General features: G+C 56.3%; 19 protein-coding genes. 2 read left to right on the top strand and 17 right to left on the bottom strand.

Translation table 11 applies throughout. From position 1 onward, the window contains the following. Positions 1–86 precede the first annotated feature (86 nt). The 16 genes from CEK60_RS01595 to CEK60_RS01520 all read right to left on the bottom strand — a co-directional run bounded on the left by CEK60_RS01595 (position 87) and on the right by CEK60_RS01520 (position 14666). A complete protein-coding gene (locus CEK60_RS01595; RefSeq protein WP_089037532.1) occupies positions 87–977 on the bottom strand; it encodes a F0F1 ATP synthase subunit gamma in 891 nt (296 codons plus the stop codon). After that, positions 961–2493: a F0F1 ATP synthase subunit alpha gene (locus tag CEK60_RS01590; protein ID WP_089037531.1), complete on the bottom strand. Its 1533-nt coding sequence runs from the start codon at positions 2491–2493 to the stop codon at positions 961–963. Before CEK60_RS01590 ends, CEK60_RS01595 begins: the two co-directional genes overlap by 17 nt. Then, entirely contained in the window at positions 2483–3256 is a 774-nt protein-coding gene (locus tag CEK60_RS01585) for a F0F1 ATP synthase subunit delta (RefSeq protein ID WP_089037530.1), read from the bottom strand. Before CEK60_RS01585 ends, CEK60_RS01590 begins: the two co-directional genes overlap by 11 nt. 3 nt (positions 3257–3259) lie before the next feature. Further along, positions 3260–3547 (bottom strand): F0F1 ATP synthase subunit C, encoded by a 288-nt coding sequence (locus CEK60_RS01580; protein ID WP_089037529.1) that lies wholly within the window; start codon positions 3545–3547, stop codon positions 3260–3262. Next, on the bottom strand, positions 3544–4239 hold the full coding sequence (locus tag CEK60_RS01575; protein WP_089037528.1) for a F0F1 ATP synthase subunit A: 696 nt from the start codon (positions 4237–4239) through the stop codon (positions 3544–3546). Before CEK60_RS01575 ends, CEK60_RS01580 begins: the two co-directional genes overlap by 4 nt. Next, positions 4230–4541, bottom strand: a complete 312-nt coding sequence (locus CEK60_RS01570) for a hypothetical protein (protein ID WP_198361444.1) — start codon at positions 4539–4541, stop codon at positions 4230–4232. The genes CEK60_RS01575 and CEK60_RS01570 overlap by 10 nt, the downstream gene beginning before the upstream one ends. Next, positions 4522–4821, bottom strand: a complete 300-nt coding sequence (locus CEK60_RS01565; protein WP_089037526.1) for an AtpZ/AtpI family protein — start codon at positions 4819–4821, stop codon at positions 4522–4524. The genes CEK60_RS01570 and CEK60_RS01565 overlap by 20 nt, the downstream gene beginning before the upstream one ends. Then, the gene (locus CEK60_RS01560) at positions 4818–5231 is read right to left on the bottom strand and encodes a F0F1 ATP synthase subunit epsilon (protein ID WP_089037525.1); all 414 of its coding nucleotides are present in this window, start codon (positions 5229–5231) and stop codon (positions 4818–4820) included. The genes CEK60_RS01565 and CEK60_RS01560 overlap by 4 nt, the downstream gene beginning before the upstream one ends. Then, positions 5228–6628 carry a F0F1 ATP synthase subunit beta gene (atpD, locus tag CEK60_RS01555; protein ID WP_089040821.1) on the bottom strand — a complete coding sequence of 467 codons (1401 nt, stop codon included), beginning with the start codon at positions 6626–6628 and terminating at the stop codon, positions 5228–5230. Before atpD ends, CEK60_RS01560 begins: the two co-directional genes overlap by 4 nt. Before the next feature lie 9 nt (positions 6629–6637). Further along, positions 6638–7549: a carbamate kinase gene (gene arcC / locus CEK60_RS01550; RefSeq protein ID WP_089037524.1), complete on the bottom strand. Its 912-nt coding sequence runs from the start codon at positions 7547–7549 to the stop codon at positions 6638–6640. Position 7550: 1 nt separating this feature from the next. Next, positions 7551–8552 carry an ornithine carbamoyltransferase gene (locus tag CEK60_RS01545; protein WP_089037523.1) on the bottom strand — a complete coding sequence of 334 codons (1002 nt, stop codon included), beginning with the start codon at positions 8550–8552 and terminating at the stop codon, positions 7551–7553. 18 nt (positions 8553–8570) lie between these two features. After that, entirely contained in the window at positions 8571–9800 is a 1230-nt protein-coding gene (locus tag CEK60_RS01540) for an arginine deiminase (RefSeq protein WP_089037522.1), read from the bottom strand. A gap of 48 nt (positions 9801–9848) precedes the next feature. Then, complete coding sequence (locus tag CEK60_RS01535; protein ID WP_089037521.1) at positions 9849–11297, bottom strand: YfcC family protein; 1449 nt, start codon at positions 11295–11297, stop codon at positions 9849–9851. A 195-nt stretch (positions 11298–11492) separates the two neighbouring features. Continuing rightward, positions 11493–13715, bottom strand: a complete 2223-nt coding sequence (locus CEK60_RS01530; protein ID WP_089037520.1) for a PepSY domain-containing protein — start codon at positions 13713–13715, stop codon at positions 11493–11495. 24 nt (positions 13716–13739) lie between these two features. After that, positions 13740–14222 (bottom strand): DUF2271 domain-containing protein, encoded by a 483-nt coding sequence (locus CEK60_RS01525; protein WP_089037519.1) that lies wholly within the window; start codon positions 14220–14222, stop codon positions 13740–13742. A gap of 45 nt (positions 14223–14267) precedes the next feature. Continuing rightward, positions 14268–14666: a PepSY domain-containing protein gene (locus tag CEK60_RS01520; protein ID WP_089037518.1), complete on the bottom strand. Its 399-nt coding sequence runs from the start codon at positions 14664–14666 to the stop codon at positions 14268–14270. 212 nt (positions 14667–14878) lie between these two features. On the opposite strand from CEK60_RS01520, the gene CEK60_RS01515 reads away from it, so the two are divergent. Both CEK60_RS01515 and CEK60_RS01510 read left to right on the top strand, forming a co-directional pair. Continuing rightward, on the top strand, positions 14879–15544 hold the full coding sequence (locus tag CEK60_RS01515) for a response regulator (protein WP_089037517.1): 666 nt from the start codon (positions 14879–14881) through the stop codon (positions 15542–15544). Then, positions 15534–16862: a sensor histidine kinase gene (locus CEK60_RS01510; RefSeq protein ID WP_089037516.1), complete on the top strand. Its 1329-nt coding sequence runs from the start codon at positions 15534–15536 to the stop codon at positions 16860–16862. Before CEK60_RS01515 ends, CEK60_RS01510 begins: the two co-directional genes overlap by 11 nt. 322 nt (positions 16863–17184) lie before the next feature. On the opposite strand, the gene CEK60_RS01505 is transcribed toward CEK60_RS01510, so the two are convergent. After that, entirely contained in the window at positions 17185–17874 is a 690-nt protein-coding gene (locus CEK60_RS01505) for a VIT1/CCC1 transporter family protein (protein WP_089037515.1), read from the bottom strand. Positions 17875–18181 lie beyond the last annotated feature (307 nt).

Raw genomic sequence — 18181 nt, 5'->3', positions numbered from 1 at the left:
GCGGGTAAAGGGTGTGGGGCTTTATGCGTCAGTGGCAGTCTTATTGAGCGTCAGTAGCATCTGTCTCCGCACTCATGGCCTTTGGTTCAGCGCGTCTTGCTGCGCAATGCCTCGAAGCCAATGATGACATCCAGCAGCTCAGTGGTGATGTCATCCTGACGAACCGACCTCAGTTGCCCTTTGACCTCGTCCAGCCGGTCGTCTACTGATTGTTCTGCCTGCTGCATCAGAGCAAGCCGTGCGGCATTTTCGGTGACCATGGCCTCCGCCGAGGCGTGAAAGACACTGGCGAAGATATGGCTGCGCAACAAGGCGGCAAACAGCTCAGGTGGCGGCATTGAATAGTCGGGCAGGGAGCGGGATTCCCAGGGTCGATCGGCGAGCTCCGCCAGGAACGCCTGCCCCAGGGGTAGCAGCGGCACCAGCACCGGCTCGTGCTGCCCGCGACCGGCTCGCTGGGTAAAGGCCAGCGTGACTTTCCGGTTGTGAGGCTCGCCGTGCCCGATGTCATCCAGCCGGGTTACGATGCTGCTCGCTAGGCGTCCGATGCCATCCGCCGAGGCCGGTGGCAAAAAAACACTTTCGGGACTGAGACCCTGCCCCGCCAGGGCATCATTCATCTGGGCGCCAACACACAATATCCGAACACCCGAGGTTGCTGCTTTTAGCGGCGCGATTTCGGTCTGAACTTTCTCGGCAAGTACCTCGTTGTAGTTACCGCACAGACCATGGTCGGAACCGAACACCACCACGATGGTGTCGACAGGTTCCGCTTGTGGCAAGGCGATGGAGCCGGTTCTGGCGACAAAGGCTCTGAGCCCACTTCGCACCGTCCGATGATAGGCCTCGATAGATCTGGCGGCACGCTCATAGGGCATGGCATTGATGGCGGAGATGGTCTTCATGGTGTGAACGATCCCGCGAATGCTGGTGAGCGTCTCATCACGGCGGGTCAGGGCTTCAAGTGTCTGCGTCACGGCCGTGCTCCGGTACACTCAGGGCGGTACGTGCTACCTTCAACAGAGAAGCGCGGTCATCCTCATCCAGAGGCTGGTTATCGGCGATTCGCGTTGCGATCCTAGTCAAGGTGTCCCCCACCGATGCCCTAACGCTTTCCATAGCAGCTACCACCTCGGCTTCCGACAGCCCGTCGAACATGCCGTCCATCGCCGCTAGCAACACCATTAGCTGCTCCACCGCCGGTATCGGGTCCCGCTCAGGCTGGCGCAAAGCCGCCCGAACCGCAGCACCTCGGACCAGACGCGCCCGAGTGGCGTCATCCAGCCGGGTGCCAAAGCGGGCAAAGTCTTCCAACTCCTCGAACTGGGAGAGGGTGACGCGTAAGTTACCGGCAACTTCCCGAAACGCGCGGTGCTGTGCCTTGCCGCCTACCCGCGACACTGACACTCCGAGATCGACTGCCGGGAACTGGTTTTTGCGCACCAGCCGCGGTGACAGATAGATCTGGCCGTCGGTGATTGAGATGAGGTTGGTCGGGATATAGGCCGACAGGTTTTCCGCCTGGGTTTCCACCACGGGCAAGGCGGTAATGGAACCTCCTCCGGCCTCTGGGGTGAACTGTCCGGCGCGTTCGAGCAGCCGGGCATGCACATAGAAGATGTCCCCCGGAAATGCCTCGCGTCCCGGCGGGCGCCGCAGCAGCAGCGAGAGTTCACGGTAGGACCGTGCATGGTGCGTGAGGTCATCGAAGACGACCAATACATCCTGGGCTTGATCGGCGAAGTACTCCGCCATCGTCATCGCCGCATAAGGAGCGATGTAAGCAAGGCCTGGCGCGCTCTCATCACCGGCAACTACCACGATCGTCTTCGCCATCTGTCCGCTCGCCCTCAACGTTTCGATGACTCTGGCAACCGCATCCCCGCGCTGGCCGATGGCGCAATAGATACTCAGGACCTCTGAACGGGCCTGATTAAGGATGGTATCCACGGCAATAGACGTCTTGCCTGTCTGCCGATCACCGATGATCAATTCTCGCTGCCCCAGGCCGACGGGCACCGCAGCATCGATCGCCTTGAGACCGGTCGCCAGGGGGCGGCTAACAGCAGCGCGGCTGAGAATATCGGGTGCCCGGGCTTCCACTGGTCGTTCGGCCACGGCGGTCACCTTGCCCTTGCCATCCAGGGGCTGGCCCGTGGCATCGACCACACGTCCCATTAGTCCCGGCCCCACCGGCACACTGATTACCTTGCGGGTACGCCAGACATCCTCTCCGGCCTTCACCTGCTCGGAAGGGCCTAACAAAACGACCCCTAACCGATCCGGCTCAAGATCCAGCACCACGCCGCGAACCCCAGAGGCAAACACCAGCAGCTCATCCACCAAGGCACGCCCCAACCCGGCTACCACCGCAATGCCATCCCCCACTGCAGCCACCGTGCCTACTTCGGCCAGTACCGGCGAGGGTGCTGAGCTGGCCAGCAGAAGGTCGATAAACCCCTGCACGCCAGTCAGCCGCGATTCATCCGCCATAATTGTGCACCCTGCCCGACTCGCCACTTGCTAGGCGCTCTTCCAGCAGACCCACCAGCTCGTCGGTATAGCTGTCCACCGTCCAGTCGAGCTGGATACTGCCGATTCGCAGGACCATCCCGGGGGACTGACTGTCATCTGTGGCAAAACGCAAGGAAAGCCCTGGCACTAGCCCCTGGAGAGCGGCTTCCACCTCTTGCCGTGCGCCCTCCGGCAGCGGGGCATGAGTGGTGACAACCGCGCCTTGGGCATTGCTAGCCGCGGCGGCCAACTCTTCCGACAGCGGCGGCGCCAGCTGGCTGATGACGTGTAGGGCAATGCGCGCCTCCAGACGTTCGTCGGCCAAATCGTGCAGCGCCCGGCTAGCCAGTTGGTAAAGCGTTTCGGCACTCGCCTTGTACAACTCCGTCGTGAAGCGTTCCTGCTCACGCGCCAGGTGCGCCTGCAAATCCAGCCGTTCCTGCTCCAGTGTCTCCCGGGCCTCAACCAACAGGGCGTTCCGCTTTTGTTCGGCTTCCTGGCGAACCTGTGCCTCCAGAGCGGTTTGATCGGCCAGTAGCTGCTGTTTCTGTGTTACGAAATCCACCTCAGCAGCTTCCGCCTTCTGCTGGGCGCGTGCCGCCTCCCCCATCTGCTCCGCGATCTCGGCCTCGCGGGAATCGATGCCATTCAAAATAGGCTTGTAAAGAAAACGCTTGAGCAGCCAGACCAGCACCAGAAAATTGGCGATCTGAGCGAGAACCGTAACCCAGTCAATCGACATGGCCTAGCCTGCTGTCGTTTGGGTGGCTTGCATAAACTGATCCAGGAACGGGTTGGCGAACAGCACGATCATCGCCACCACAAAACAGTAGATCGCGGTAGATTCGATCATTGCTAGGCTCACGAACAGGGTTCGCGACAGCATGGAGGCCGAGTCCGGCTGCTGAGCGATGGCGTTAAGAGCGGCCGCTGCGGCGCGGCCTTCACCCAGCGCCGGGCCAAGGGCGCCGAACGACACCGTCAGTCCCGCAGTGAAGATAGAAATGGCCGCAATAAAGGCTGCATCTGTCATTGATCTTCCTCCTTGTTTTCCGGTTTCTTGACAATGGCCGTTGCCGACGAGATATAGACGGTAGCCAGGATGGCGAAGATGTAAGCCTGGATCAGACCGGTCAGCAGGCCCAGCACGTCCATCACTACGGGAAAGAAGAACGGCGCCACGCCGAGCAGTATGCCGGCGATGACCGCGCCGCTCATCACGTTGCCGTAGAGGCGGATAGCCAGCGAAATGCCCCGAGAGAACTCACTGATGATGTTGAAGGGCAGCATGATGGCCGATGGTTGGATGTAGGTTCTCAGGTAACCGCGAATGCCCTGTTGAGTGATGCCAAACAGCGGGACGGCAATCAACACCGCCAAGGCCAGGGCGGCGGTAGTGGAGAGCGAAGCCGTAGGCGGCGTGAAGCCAGGCACTACGAGTAGTAGATTTGATAATGCAATGAACAGAAACAGCGTTCCCGAAAAGTACAGGACATGGCGAGACGACTGCGGCGAGATTTCCTCGATCTGCCTCTGGATCCCGGTGACGATCACTTCCAGGGTGGTTCGCCAGCGATTCGGCGGTACATCCGGCCGTAGTCTCCGGGTCACGAGGATCGAAGCGCCGGTCAGCAAGGCCATGAGAATCCACGTGTTGACGACGGTTTCATTAATACCGAGGCCCCAGAGAGTGAAGACCGTCGTTTCGTCGGGTGTCAGTTGCATTTGGCCTCCTTCACCCGGGGTAACCGGGCCATTAGGGTGGCGCTGAAACGCACGATGAAGAAGGCCAACACATAACCAGCGAACGCCCAGCCCAGGGTTCCTCCATCGGTCACCAGCCAGCCTGCCAACAGCAGCAGGCCGATCCGTAGCGCGGCGCTAGGCAGCAGCAAAGAGACGGGGCGTGTCAGGCGCAGCGCCAGACGGACACTCAGTGCCAAGCCCAAGAAATACAGGATACTGACGGTAACACCGGTGCCAAAGCCGATGATCACAGCATGCCAATCAATCATCATTACGGTCACTCCCGCTTTCCTTGCTGACCCAGGCCCAGGCAATGAAGCCGCCGAGGGCTACGCCCCCCAGAATCAAGGCAATGGTCCACTGAAAATCCTGCGGCATGTTGCGATCAAGCCACAGGCCAAAAAAGGCGCCTGCCACGGTGGGTACCGCGATCGACCAGCCGATCATGCCGAATACACCCAGGCCCCGCAGGGGACTTGTACCGGGCTCCTCCCGTGCCTTTCTCAGACGCCTCGCACGACGGCCGATGTCATCCACCGGAGATTTTCGCGGCTTGGTCATGGCGTTTTGGGTCGCTGCAGATCGGCAAACCGCCGCACCATGCCCGCCTCTAAACGCGCCAGGGCGGAACGTGCCACGCGCTCATCTTCATCTACCTCAATAAAGTTTCTTTGCACGGTTTCCTTCAGCGAGGCCAAATCCGTTCCCTGGACACCTCGCCGGATAGCAATCTCGACCTGATGGCCCTTTTTCACCAGTATCCCCTCGTCGATGCCAAATATCTGCTCCTCACCATCGGCTAGAGTCAGGATTAACACCGAAGGCACCAGGGCGGTGACGAAATCGATATGGTTTGGCAGCATCCCGAAAGCACCGTTTTCCGCCACGGCAAACAGCCGACTTGCCGGGCCCTGATGCAGGGTCATGGCTGGCAGTCTCAAGGTCACCTGCATCATCGTTGACTGGCTCATACCACCGTCTCCAGATCGGAAAGTGCGCCGATCATGTAATAGTCGCTTTCGTTACGCTCAAAATGGGTCTGGTTCAGGATGGTTTCACAACCCTCTAGGGTCTCAACGGTGGTCACGCGTCGTCCCTCGGTACCGGTAAAGGCCGCCGTGGTGAAGAAGGGTTGGGTCAGGAACCGCTCTAGCCGGCGAGCGCGGGCAACGGTTGCCCGGTCTGCGGCTGACAGTTCCTCGATGCCCAGCATGGCGATGATATCGCGCAGTTCCTCATATTCGGCCAGGGTTCGGCGCACGCCCCGAGCGATGTCATAATGACGCTGCCCTACCACCGACGGCGTGAGCATTACTGAGGACGAGGCCAGGGGATCAATGGCCGGATACAAGCCTTCACTGGCGCGTTTACGGGACAACACGACCGAGCCCGAAAGATGAGAGAAGATATGGGCAGCGGCTGGGTCGGTGAAATCGTCGGCGGGCACATAAACGGCCTGGATCGAGGTGATCGCTGCGCTGCGAGTGGAGGTGATTCTTTCTTCCAGCTCCGCCAGCTCGGTCGCCAAGGTCGGCTGATAGCCCACCCGCGAGGGCATACGACCCAGCAGCCCAGATACTTCAGAGCCCGCCTGGACAAAGCGAAAAATATTGTCGATCAGCAGCAACACATCTCGGTGCTGCTCATCGCGGAAATACTCCGCCATAGTGAGGGCCGTTTTGCCAATCAGAAACCGCACACCTGGCGCCTCGTTCATCTGCCCGAATAGCATGACAGTGTTATCAAGTACGCCAGCCTCGCCCATTTCACGGTAGAGTTCTTCCGCCTCGCGGGAACGTTCGCCGATGCCGCAAAATAGGCTTACCCCCTTGTATTGCTGCACCGTATTGTTGATTAGTTCGGTGATCAGCACGGTCTTGCCCACACCAGCACCACCGAACAGGCCAGTCTTACCGCCTCGTTCGATGGGAGACAGTAGGTCGATGGCCTTGATGCCGGTCTCCAGTACTTTACTGCGAACGACACGATCTTCCAGCCGTGGCGGTGCTTGGTGAATGGCGCGGCGCTCCACCGTCACTGGTGCGGGCTTGCGGTCGATAGGCGTACCAAACACGTTAAGCATGCGGCCCAGGACAGCGTCGCCGACCGGCACGCTGATCGGAGCGCCGGTGGCCCGAACCGACATACCTAGCCCTAGCCCCCTGACCGGCCCCAACGCCATGCAACGAACGATGCCATTATCCTCAAGGCCGGCAACCTCCAGGGCTGTTTTCCCGACATACAAGAGCTCTCGGATAGCAGGTACCAGCTTCGCGAACTTGACATCGACGACTCCCCCACGAATGGCGACAATAGTCCCAGTGTCATTGTCTGGTTCGACCCGATCGTGGGCGTCATGTTGAGTCATCATCACGTACTATGCATCGGTAGACACCCGCGTGCCTGCCGATCCGTCAAGAATGGCAATGGCATCCTGCAGCCGGCCAATGCCGCTGAGCCCCCCCGCTTCAGCAAATTCACAGGCGGCACGCAGTTTGGGGCCCATGGAGCCAGCAGGTAATTCCAATGCTCGCGCCTCAGCCACCGTCAATGCGGAAACCGGTGTCGCCTGATCGGTGCCAAAGTCTCGGTAGACTGCATCCACATCGGTCAACAGGAGCAACGCATCCGCCCCCAGTTTTCTGGCCAACAATGCGCTGGCGGCATCCTTATCGATGACCGCTTCAACGCCCATCAGGCTGCCGTCTTCCTGCCGCAGCACCGGTATTCCGCCACCGCCGGTGCAGACCACGACCACGCCCTGCTCCAGCAATAGCTGCAGCACGCGCAGATCGGGTATTTCGAGGGGTTTGGGAGAGGGTACCACACGCCGCCATTTGTCACCGTCCGGCGCAATACTCCAGCCCGCACCAGCCGCCCGGCGCTCAGCTTCCTCGCGCTCATAGACAGGCCCGACAAACTTGGTCGGTTTGGCAAAAGCCGGATCTTTCGGGTCTACCACCACTTGCGTCAGCAGCGTCGCGACGGGTCGGTCATGCTCCAGAGCATTCTCCAGTTCCTGTTCGATCATATAGCCGATCATACCTTCGGTTTCCGCGCCCAGAACATCTAGCGGGTAGGCTTCATCCGGCTTGTAGGACGCGCCCTGTAACGCCAGCAACCCCACTTGCGGCCCATTGCCATGGGTAATCACCAGGTCGTGTCCGGCTCGAACGATATCCGCCAGCGACAGTGCCGCCGTTTTCACATTGTTGCGCTGAACCACCGCAGTCAGCGGCTCGCTGCGTTTCAGAAGAGCGTTACCGCCCAAAGCTGCGACCACCAACATGTCAGTCTCCCAGGGTCGCCACGAGGACGGCTTTGATGGTATGCATCCGGTTCTCGGCCTGATCAAAAACAATGGAGGCCGGACTTTCAAATACTTCGTCAGTCACCTCCATGGCATCAATGCCATGAGCCTCCTGAATCTCTTTGCCAACCACTGTTTCGGTGTTGTGGAAAGCTGGCAAACAGTGCATGAATCGCACCCGGGGATTGCCGGTTTTCGCCATCAGGGCCGCATTGACTTGGTAAGGCATCAGCAGCTTGATGCGTTCGGCCCACTTTTCTTGTGGTTCACCCATCGAGACCCAGACATCGGTATAAACAAAGTCGACACCGGCAACGGCGGCGTCAATATCATCGGTGATGGTGATGCGAGCTCCGGTTTCCGCCGCCAGCGCCTTTGCCTCGTCTTGCACCGCCTGTTTCGGCCAACAGGCCTGAGGCGCGCACAGCCGCACGTCCATACCCATTTTGGCGCCGCCGATCAGCAAGCTATCGCCCATGTTGTTGGCGGCGTCGCCGATAAACACAAAGGCTATCTCGCGCAACGGTTTTTCCACCTGCTCCTGCATGGTTAGTAAATCTGCCAAAATCTGGGTCGGATGGAACTCGTTGGTCAGACCGTTGTAGATCGGCACACCAGCATACTGGGCCAGCTCCTCCACAACCGACTGCCCGAAACCTCGATACTCAATGGCATCGTAGACCCGTCCAAGCACCCGCGCGGTGTCTTTCACCGATTCTTTGTGGCCTATGTGGGTGCCAGTGGGCCCCAGATAAGTCACTCGCGCACCCTGGTCATAGGCGGCCACCTCGAACCCGACCCGGGTTCGCGTGGAGTTCTTCTCGAAGATCAGCGCAATGTCCTTGCCCTGCAGCCTTGGCACCTCAGTGCCAGCGTACTTGGCGGTTTTAAGATCAGCGGACAATTTCAGCAGGAAACTGATTTCGCGCGGCGTAAAATCCCGCAGCGTCAGAAAATGTCGGTTCTTGAGATTAAATGCCATGGACCTTCTCCTTAGCAGTCAGACAGCATCCCTGATGGTTGGGCAACTCATGCAGCGCCCTCCGCCTCGGCCCCGGCCCAGCTCTGCGCCGGGTATGGCCAGCACTTCTATGCCCGCTGCTTCAAGCGCAGCATTGGTATCGTCGTTGCGGTCATAACCCACCACCACCCCGGGGCTCAGTGCCAGTACGTTGTTACCGTCGTTCCACTGTTCGCGCTCGCGCTCTTCCGGGCTATCCCCCCCCGTGGGTACAACCTCCAGCGCCGGGAACCCGAGAATCTCGGCCACCACCTCAAACAGATGGCGGCGATCCTGCTTGAAGGCCAATGTTTTGCCACCTTCGCCGGGCCTCAGGTCATAGCAGACCACGGCATCCGCCACCTCCTTGAAGGCCGTCACCACGTTGCCACCACAGAAGGTGAATACCGTGTCTAAGTGCATGGCTGAGCGGGATTTGGGCAGTTGGCAGGCAATCACCCGATCGACCATGCCGCCATCGAACAGAGCCTTTGACAGCTGACCAATGGCCTGGGGCGAAGATCGCTCACCCATGCCCACCAGCACCGTGCGATTACCTAGGGGCATGATATCCCCACCCTCCAGGGTGGCCAGGCCATGGTCTTGCAACGGATCCCCCCAATGCACCGTCACCTTGCCGGCAAATTTCGGGTGAAATTTATAAATAGCGGTCATCAGCAGGGTTTCTGGCTGGCGGGCAGCCCAGTGCATCGGGTTCAGTGTTACCCCGCCATAAACCCAGGCACTGTTATCCCGGGTAAACAGGAAATTCGGCAGCGGAGGCAATACAAATCCGAATGGTCCGAGATGGTTACCAAACAGCCCCGCCGAATCAAAAGGCAGATCCGTTACCTCAAGACCTCCGATCAGAAACTTCGCCAACTCACCACCGGGCAGCTCGTCCATCCAGGCCCGCAGATCCGACACCATGCCAACGCCGATATGATTCCAGTTAATCCGATGATCCAGAATCCAGCCCCGTCCTTCGGGAATCTCCAGCGTTTGTGCCAGTAGCTCATTGACATCCAGTACCTCGGTCCCCCTGCTGCGCATCAGATTGGCAAACACATCGTGATCTTTTTGTGCCTGCTTAACCCAGAACACATCATCAAACAGCAAGGCGTCGCAGTTTGACGGCGTTAGCCGCCGATGGGCCAGCCCGGGCCGACAGACAATCACCTGGCGCAGAGTTCCGGTTTCTGAGTGCACTCCAAGAGTTTGTTCAGACATGACAAAATTCCTTTTAACCAGTGTTCAAAACAGTGTTTAAAATAGTGTTTAAAACAGTGTCCCGATGCTGATAATCACGCTGATAAACACGGTCAGAATAAGCAGCAAAGGCCAGATAAAGGCGAGCCAGCGATCGTAGGACACCCGCCCGATAGCAAGTCCGCCAACCACAACCGCAAAGGTAGGGTTGATCAGATTGACCAGCCCGTTGGCAGCCTGGAAAGCCGTCACTACCAGATCGCGCCCAACATTGGCGAAATCCGCCAGCGGTGCCAGAATCGGCATGGACAGGACGGCCAGCCCGGAGGAAGACGGCACGAAGAAACTCATGCCGACCTCAATCCAGAACATGAGGTTGATAAACGCCAGCTCCGGCAGACCACCCAGCGAGGTTTCTGCGCTGTGCAGAATGGTATCGGCAATCATACCCTGCTCCATGATCACCACGATGCCACGGGCGAGGCCCACCACCAGTGCAACTCCGAGCAAATCCCGGGCGCCATCGACGAAACTACCGGTCAATTTCTTTTCGCCCAGCCGGGCAATGAGGCCAATCACAATGGCGGCACCAAAGAACAGAGCTCCCATACGCGCCATCCACCAGCCCTGGGAGGAGACGCCCCAAATCATGATGACAAAAGTCAATCCGAAGATAATCAGCGCAATGATCTGAGTCCGGGTCAGGCTTGCGCTATGACTCTCTTCATCGTGCCCTTGCAGAAACAGTTGACGGTGGGCGCCCCACTGCTTGGCCACCACCGAGCGGGAGGAGTCGGCTTTGACACGGTGGGCATAGCGCATGACATAACCGATGCAGATCAGCAGGCCACCAATCAGCAGGATAAAACGCAGCACGATACCATCGGTAAACGGTATGCCTGCGGCGTTAGCCGCGATAACGGTGGCAAAGGGATTGATGGTGGAGCCCAGTACGCCGATCCCGGCGCCGAGCAGAATAATGGCAACACCAGTAACAGTGTCGTATCCAGCCACCAGCATCACCGGTATCAGGATGGCGTAGAAGGCGAGTGTTTCCTCCGCCATACCATAAGTCGTTCCACCCAGGGCGAACAGGGTCATCAAGATAGGGATTACCCAGATTTCGTGGCCTTGCAGATGTCTCATGGCACTGCGGATGCCGGTATCGATGGCGCCGGTTGCGTTCATCACCCCCAGAAAGCCCCCCAGGAACAAAACGAACAGCGCCACATCAATGGCATTGGCCACGTAACTGTCCGGATCGTAGAACCCGGCGGTGGGAGCCAGCATAACCTCGACCGCGCCCTGGGGGTTGGGGTCAACGGTTTGATAAGTGCCGGGCACGGCCACTTCGCGCCCGACCTCCTCATTCATGACACGATCATATTGTCCGGCCGGAATAATCCAGGTCAAAGCAGCGACGACAATGATCAGGCCGAAGAGGATGGTATAGGCAGTCGGGAACCGCGAGGCGAGATCACTTTCCGATACAGGCGTTGACTTATCATCCTTAGCCATGGTGCGTCTCCTGTCGTCAACTTCACACTCAAAGCCTTTCTGAGCGTCTAAACAACTCGGCAGTCAGCGGCATTGCCCAGCTCAAACCTGCTTGGACAAGATAGTTCACCGACCGCACTTGTACGAGGAGTTTCAATCAGCGCAGCACCGTTAGTTGATCGAGATCAATATCGGCGTATCAGTTGCCTCATCATTTCAATAAACGTCTTCAAGGTATCGTCCTTGGGACTTTAGCGTTGCAACGTCAATAGCTAACGGCCTGAGAATATCTTCCAGAGCCTGCTTAACCCCGGCAGCCATCCCTCTGCCACCACAAACCAGAATCTGAGCGCCAGCATCGACCATGCGACGCACCGCTATCTGATCCTGCCTAAGCTTATCCTGAACGTAAACTCGCTGATCAGACTGAGAGAATGCCGTACTGAGCCCGGTCAAACGGCGGTCGTTGAGATAATTACCCAGTTCGGGTTGATAGAGAAAATCCGATTCTGCATTGCGCCCACCCCAATATAGATACATCGGGTTGCGGGCGGTATTACGGCGAATAAACCCCGCCAGCGGGCCAATCCCAGCCCCCGCCCCAATCAAGATAGTCGCATGACTCCCCATCGCTGGCCGAAATTCGGGATTATGACGAATAAAGCCATTGATAGAGTCCCCCGGTTTAAGCCCGTGAAGATAACCAGAACACAAGCCGCCGGGCTGTTTGCGGACACATATCTCCAGTAGCCCGTCTGAATCAGAAGATGCCAAAGAATAGAACCGAGCTGTCTGCCCATTAGGAGGTATAACGCCAAGCAGGTCGCCAGCTTCAAATAGCGGTAGCGAGCTTTTTCGCGAGAGAAACGTCGACCATCGCCCCTGCTTCGCGCCTGTCGCTTTGAAACGCATGATACTGGTCGGCGCCTGAACAGCCAGCCCATAATCCGCGCGCTCTACCAATTCCAGCGTTACCGTCGCGGGTGGCAATGGCTCATAGGTAAGCGTAAATGGAACGCCCATCTGCTCGCTGATTCTGTCGCCCCATTCACTGAATTGCGCAGCATTGCACCGATCAATCCGTTCGAGGGAATATAAGCGTGCCAGCCCTTTTTTATCCAGCGCGACATCCACATCCACAGCAAACTGACAAAATTTCGGGAACTGGCGGTCGCCAAAACCCAACACTGCGTATTTCAGCGCTTTCTTATCCTCGAAATCATTAAGCTTGGTCATAAACCGCTGTGCTGTCCCAGGTGCATCGCCGTCACCATAGGTCGACGTCAGCACAAACAGCATGGACGCCTGTGGATAGTGATCAGCCAATGCGTTCATCTCGCTGCAATGCACCTGAAAACCTGCTTTTTTCAGGCTCGCCTGAAGCTCACGGGCAAAGCCCCAGGTGGTGTTACCTTCAGAGCCAACGAGAATAATGATATCCGCCTGAGCAACATCGGCGTTATCCAGCATCAGCCCTGATGACCGCCGCCGTTGCCACCAGATGCTCACCCCAGTCAATGAAAGCACCGGTACGGTAAGCGCCGACGCACCCAGTATTAGACCCAACCACCACAGCCCCTCACCGGTATGCAGACCGACCATCCATTGTTGGAACACGCTACCCTTAGAGCGCGGCTGATACTTCAGCAGCTCGCCACTCGCCTGATCGACAAACCCAGCTCCCTCTCGGGTCGTTAGAGAATAGACATCCTGGATGTCACCCTGATAAGGAAACACCAATTCGTGCAGATCACTGAGGTCAACATTCTTGAGGGCATTCAGGCTTGCCACCGGTGCTGGCTGCCCGCCCGAGACCTCAGCCGGAAAGATGGGCTCGGCCTCAATAGGTTCGGGCAATAGACCAAAACGCTGTGCTGACATATAGCTGCCAGTCAATGCCGACAACAGCAACCCAAGAACGGCAAATCGCGCCAGTTCAGTGTGAATACGTGTGCCACCGGAACCGGTTAATGGCTTTAACAGTCCCTTCCAGCCACCGCTACGCCGAACCAGTAGCAAAACTCCCGATATACACAGCAGTACCATCACCGCGGCCATGATTCCAGCCAGCATTCGCCCGGCGTTATCAAGCAGAAGCGAACGATGCAGATCCTTCATCCAGATAAAAAACACCGAAGGCTCAAAGGGTGCAATGCCCTCTCCGGTCAACGGGCTAACTAGGTCTGCTCCAGGCTGGCCATCGCGGTAGTAATAGACGATCACCTCACCAGACGCGCCACGCACGATCTGCTCGGTTCCCGGGTAATGGGTCACCACCCGCCCTGCCAGCTCAGCCACGCTCACTTCACCAGCAGCAGGAATCATTGCCGCAGCGCGATCCATCGCAGGTGCTAGTGCCAGAATTGCTCCCGAAATGGTCAGCACCGTAAGAATCAATGCGACAAGCAGACCAGGGAGTCCATGCAGCCGTCGTAACATAGCGCTATCTCCTGCTCACACCTGTCAAAGGTCGTATTGAAACGATTGAATATAACCACGCCCTGCCTGCGGTTGTCCGGCGCTTTCGCTGGTTAGCGGCACGGCGATGTCGTCACGATGATCGCGCATATCTTCAACGGCAGTATCAATCCGTATCTCGTAGCCACTGTCGATCAATGCATCATCTAGATCTAGGTTGATTTTCAGAGTGCGCCCACTGGCTAAACTCGCACCGGTTAGACCATCATATTCGGCCGCATTCAACCCACTCCCACGCGCCCAGCCACTCAAGTGACTGTAGTATTTGGATTTTTCCCCAGCTACCCAGAGAGTCCCTTGATACTGTCCCTCCCCATCAGCAAGGTACAGTGCCAGATACGCACCATCGCCACCGTAGTTCTTCATCTCAATCGTAAAAGTTACTTCACGCGCCTGAGCAAAAGCAGGCATGGCTAAAGCGGTGGCGAGTGCGATGACCAAGCCAACGGCTGATAAAATCTGTTTCATCTTCGCTCTCCTGATAAAAGGGTGGTCAGCTAAACATCTTTCCGGTCATTCAACCGTTACGCTGGGGCGACCACTGACAATGCCATTACGAGATACTGCCGAAGGGTTACTGCCCGGCGTACCTTCACGTTTTTCGCTGTTATTGCGGTAACGATCATCATCGTTATCTTCGTCGTCATCCTCTCGTTCCAATTCCATCAACATCAGTGATGCGGGAGAAAACGATGCTTCTGCACGAAAGCCCCCAGGTGCTTCCCCCTTCACTTCATAACACCCGTCGTCCACCTTGATGCGGTATACCGTCCAGCCTTCAGCTTCCAGTTTTTGGCGTAAATTTTCCTGGGGCTGCCAGTTGGTCATCGGATCATTACAGTCATCATCTGCCAGCAGCGATGCGCTCATGAAGGCTAAGGCAAGGCTTAAAACCACTGTTTTCGTCTTCATTTGATATCTCCTCGAGAGGTCACAACGCGTACGTTATGAGCTTTACCTGACACTGACCTGAACGCGGCTAATAATCCGCAGAAAGCTGAAATGCAGGTTGTAAGCAAGACAGACAAAAGAACAGACATAGCCGTGTTGTTCAGGCCAATGTCAGGTACTTGCGGTAATATCTTTTCCACAAGAAGATATGAAAGTGAGATAAGAGGTGAATAATGCGGGTACTACTGGTTGAGGACACGGTCGGCCTTGGCGAAGCGGTTCGCGATCAGATCGCCGATGACGGTCACGCAGTAGACTGGGTACAAACCCTGGGCTTTGCCGATGCCAGCGTTAAGGCCACTGCCTACGACCTTATCCTGCTCGACCTTATGCTGCCGGACGGCCATGGCCTGACTTTTTTACGCAAGCTCAGGACCGCTGGAAATTCAGCACCTGTCATTATTCTAACGGCCAGAGACCAAGTCTCTGACCGAGTAGAAGGACTTAACGCCGGTGCCGACGACTATTTGATAAAGCCCTTTGATCTTTCTGAACTTTCTGCTCGGGTATCAGCGGTAGCTCGTCGTTACCGGGGCAATCCCAATCCAATCATCCATGTTGGGAACCTGGTGGTGGATCTGAACGATCACCGCATTCATCGCAACGGTCAGCCTGTCGAGCTTACAGCCCGAGAGTGGGCGATTTTCGAAGGTTTCATCCAGCGACCCGGCATTTTATTGTCACGCTCACAGCTTGAGGATCGCCTCTACGCATTCGGGGCAGAAATAGAAAGTAATACCATCGAAGTTTATGTCAGCCGTTTGCGTAAAAAGCTGGGGCACGATGCTATTGTCACGGTGAGAGGTATGGGCTACCGACTGGAAATACATGGCCAATAAAAATAGTTTACAAAAACGCCTCGGCGTTGGCCTCACCCTGGGTGTCACTTTACTCTGGTTGTGCGGTGTGACGGCCTCTGGACTTATCGCACAACACGAAATGAATGAAGTTTTCGACAGCGCCCTTGAAGAAACCGCCCAACGCATTCTGCCATTGGCCGTTACTGACATTCTGAACCGAGAAAACAATTCGAGAAATCGAATAGCGCCCACCCTAAAAAAGCACGACGAATACCTCACTTATTTGGTGAGAGATAGCCAAGGCAACCTATTATTACAATCTCACGATGCCGACCTCAGCGCTTTTAACGCATTTCCTCTGGAAGGATTTTCAAATACCTCTACACACAGGATATACGGCGCATCCGCTGTTAGTGGCACCCTCTTCATAGAAGTAGCCGAGCCGCTAACCCACCGACACGAAGCCGCCCTGGAAGCAGGCTTGGCATTGCTACTGCCACTGATATTGTTGATTCCGATTAGCCTGTTGGGGGTCTGGTGGATTGTCTGGCGCTCGTTGCGGCAAGTGGTTGAATTCAAGCAATCGATAGAATCCCGAGGGGCGGGAGATCTTACTCCCTTAGCGGCTGATCAGTTACCTAGAGAATTTGAACCCATTGCCGCCGCAGTCAACCGCTTGCTGGAACGATTACAGCGTGCGCTTGAGGCTGAGCGCAGCTTTACGGCTAATAGTGCCCATGAATTACGCACCCCTTTGGCAACGGCGCTTGCCAAGGTTCAACGTTTGAAAACCCAGCTCCATAGTGACGCGCTAAGGGATAATGTTACTGAAGTGGAGGTCGCACTGCGTAGCCTATCAGCACTCTCGGAGAAACTACTCGAACTGGCCAAAGCCGAAGGCGGTGGCGCTATTGCGCAACGTACGCACAACTTGGTGCCCATTCTGGCCCTGATAGTGGCGGATTTTGAAAGCCAGACTCCGGGAAGAATTTCACTGACACTGCCCGCGGGAGAAATGAACTCTTTTCTCGACCCTGATGCCTTCGCCATTCTGGTTCGAAATCTGATCGAGAATGCGATCAAACATGGCTCACACCAACATCCTGTGGAGGTTATCCTATCCGCTGACGGTAACTTTCGGGTACGCAATAGCGGAAATATCGTGCCAGCAGATGAGCTCAACCTGCTACGTAACCGCTTTACTCGCTCAAAAACCGATGCGTCTGGCTCTGGTCTCGGTCTCGCTATTGCAGATGCCATTGCCACAGGTGCCAACATACATTTACACCTGCAGTCTCCTGCAAAAGGCAAACAAGATGGATTCGAAGCAGTCCTTAATATCGCCGATGCAAAATAAAAAATTAATAAAGCACTCTACAGAATCTAAATTTAACTAGGAAAATCTTGCGTTAAGCGTCCGTTAATTTTTGTACTCTGTAGCTATCATCTGATTTTGTTCAACGCGGGAATATTGATATCGAGTGTTTAAGCCAGATTGCCGAAACGCCTGCATCGCATGGCCACCTGTTCACAGCGTACTGGAACTGCTGGATATATCGACGATGGTCTACCAGAGCGAGCTGGACATCAGCCAACGGTGTTCAGTCTAGGGCTGGCAATTGCTTATCCGTAATCACGAAGCGCCGCCTTGAACGAAAACCAGCCTTATCCAACTAACGTTATGCAACGACACCGAAAATCCGTCCGACACCTGCCGTTAATGCCATGGCTAAAGCCCCCCAGAAGGTTACCCTGATGGCACCAACCATCGTGGAGGCACCGCCTGCACGAGCAGCCACGCTACCCAGAGCCGCCAGAAAAACTAATGATGAAAGTGCGACAAGCACAATAAGTAGATGCACAGGTGCTAACCATGCGACCCCTAACGGCAACGCCGCACCTACTAAAAAAGACCCTGCTGACGAAAGAGCAGCCTGAATTGGCCGTGCGTTGCCATCGACAGAAATGCCAATTTCATCCCGGGCATGCGCACCAAGCGCATCGTGTTTCATTAATTGTTCTGCAACCTGTTGTGCCAGCCGAGGCTCTACACCTCTTTGTTCATAGATGTCGGCAAGCTCTTGCTGCTCGAACTCAAAATCATCTTCTAGCGATTTTCTTTCCAGTGCTACGTCTGCATTTTCAGTATCTGACTGGGAGCTTACGGATACATACTCACCCGCTGCCATGGACATAGCGCCTGCCACTAAACCAGCAACGCCTGCTAAAAGAATACTCTCTTGTGACGCTGAAGCTGCTGCCACGCCAATAATAAGGCTCGCTGTAGAAACGATGCCATCATTGGCACCAAGCACAGACGCACGCAACCACCCGACGCGATTAGTTCTATGAATTTCGTGATGGCTCAAGGACGTATCTCCTATCCTCATGGATGTGTTTGATACTCAGAAAAACCGGTTATCTGCTTGCTAAAAACAGAGAGCTAATCGCAAGAAAGAACGGCCAAAACAGGAGACTTCAATCGCGTGGAGTTAAAGGACTTCGTGTGATTGGATCAATTGGGAGTAGTCATGCGGTACCCAAAGTGATGCTGAGCACACCATTAATGCGACTAGGCCCATTGCAAAACCCAACGTGGGTCAAAGTGTAGTGCGGTTATTAACGATTAACCACATGATGCCCAATCCAAAAATAAGCTAGGGCTGGGCGTCTGGC

The organism is Halomonas sp. N3-2A, assembly GCF_002216165.1.
Classification (GTDB): domain Bacteria; phylum Pseudomonadota; class Gammaproteobacteria; order Pseudomonadales; family Halomonadaceae; genus Vreelandella.
Note: the sequence above shows the minus strand (reverse complement) of the source record. Positions and strands in the feature narration are given on the sequence as shown.

Bases quoted from the DNA above. Each gene is read 5' to 3' on its own strand.
- CEK60_RS01590 (WP_089037531.1), bottom strand. From the start codon at position 2,493: ATGGCGGATGAATCGCGGCTGACTGGCGTGCAGGGGTTTATCGACCTT.
- CEK60_RS01585 (WP_089037530.1), bottom strand. From the start codon at position 3,256: ATGTCGATTGACTGGGTTACGGTTCTCGCTCAGATCGCCAATTTTCTG.
- CEK60_RS01580 (WP_089037529.1), bottom strand. From the start codon at position 3,547: ATGACAGATGCAGCCTTTATTGCGGCCATTTCTATCTTCACTGCGGGA.
- CEK60_RS01575 (WP_089037528.1), bottom strand. From the start codon at position 4,239: ATGCAACTGACACCCGACGAAACGACGGTCTTCACTCTCTGGGGCCTC.
- CEK60_RS01565 (WP_089037526.1), bottom strand. From the start codon at position 4,821: ATGACCAAGCCGCGAAAATCTCCGGTGGATGACATCGGCCGTCGTGCG.
- CEK60_RS01560 (WP_089037525.1), bottom strand. From the start codon at position 5,231: ATGAGCCAGTCAACGATGATGCAGGTGACCTTGAGACTGCCAGCCATG.
- atpD (WP_089040821.1), bottom strand. From the start codon at position 6,628: ATGACTCAACATGACGCCCACGATCGGGTCGAACCAGACAATGACACT.
- arcC (WP_089037524.1), bottom strand. From the start codon at position 7,549: ATGTTGGTGGTCGCAGCTTTGGGCGGTAACGCTCTTCTGAAACGCAGC.
- CEK60_RS01545 (WP_089037523.1), bottom strand. From the start codon at position 8,552: ATGGCATTTAATCTCAAGAACCGACATTTTCTGACGCTGCGGGATTTT.
- CEK60_RS01540 (WP_089037522.1), bottom strand. From the start codon at position 9,800: ATGTCTGAACAAACTCTTGGAGTGCACTCAGAAACCGGAACTCTGCGC.
- CEK60_RS01535 (WP_089037521.1), bottom strand. From the start codon at position 11,297: ATGGCTAAGGATGATAAGTCAACGCCTGTATCGGAAAGTGATCTCGCC.
- CEK60_RS01530 (WP_089037520.1), bottom strand. From the start codon at position 13,715: ATGTTACGACGGCTGCATGGACTCCCTGGTCTGCTTGTCGCATTGATT.
- CEK60_RS01525 (WP_089037519.1), bottom strand. From the start codon at position 14,222: ATGAAACAGATTTTATCAGCCGTTGGCTTGGTCATCGCACTCGCCACC.
- CEK60_RS01520 (WP_089037518.1), bottom strand. From the start codon at position 14,666: ATGAAGACGAAAACAGTGGTTTTAAGCCTTGCCTTAGCCTTCATGAGC.
- CEK60_RS01515 (WP_089037517.1), top strand. From the start codon at position 14,879: ATGCGGGTACTACTGGTTGAGGACACGGTCGGCCTTGGCGAAGCGGTT.
- CEK60_RS01510 (WP_089037516.1), top strand. From the start codon at position 15,534: ATGGCCAATAAAAATAGTTTACAAAAACGCCTCGGCGTTGGCCTCACC.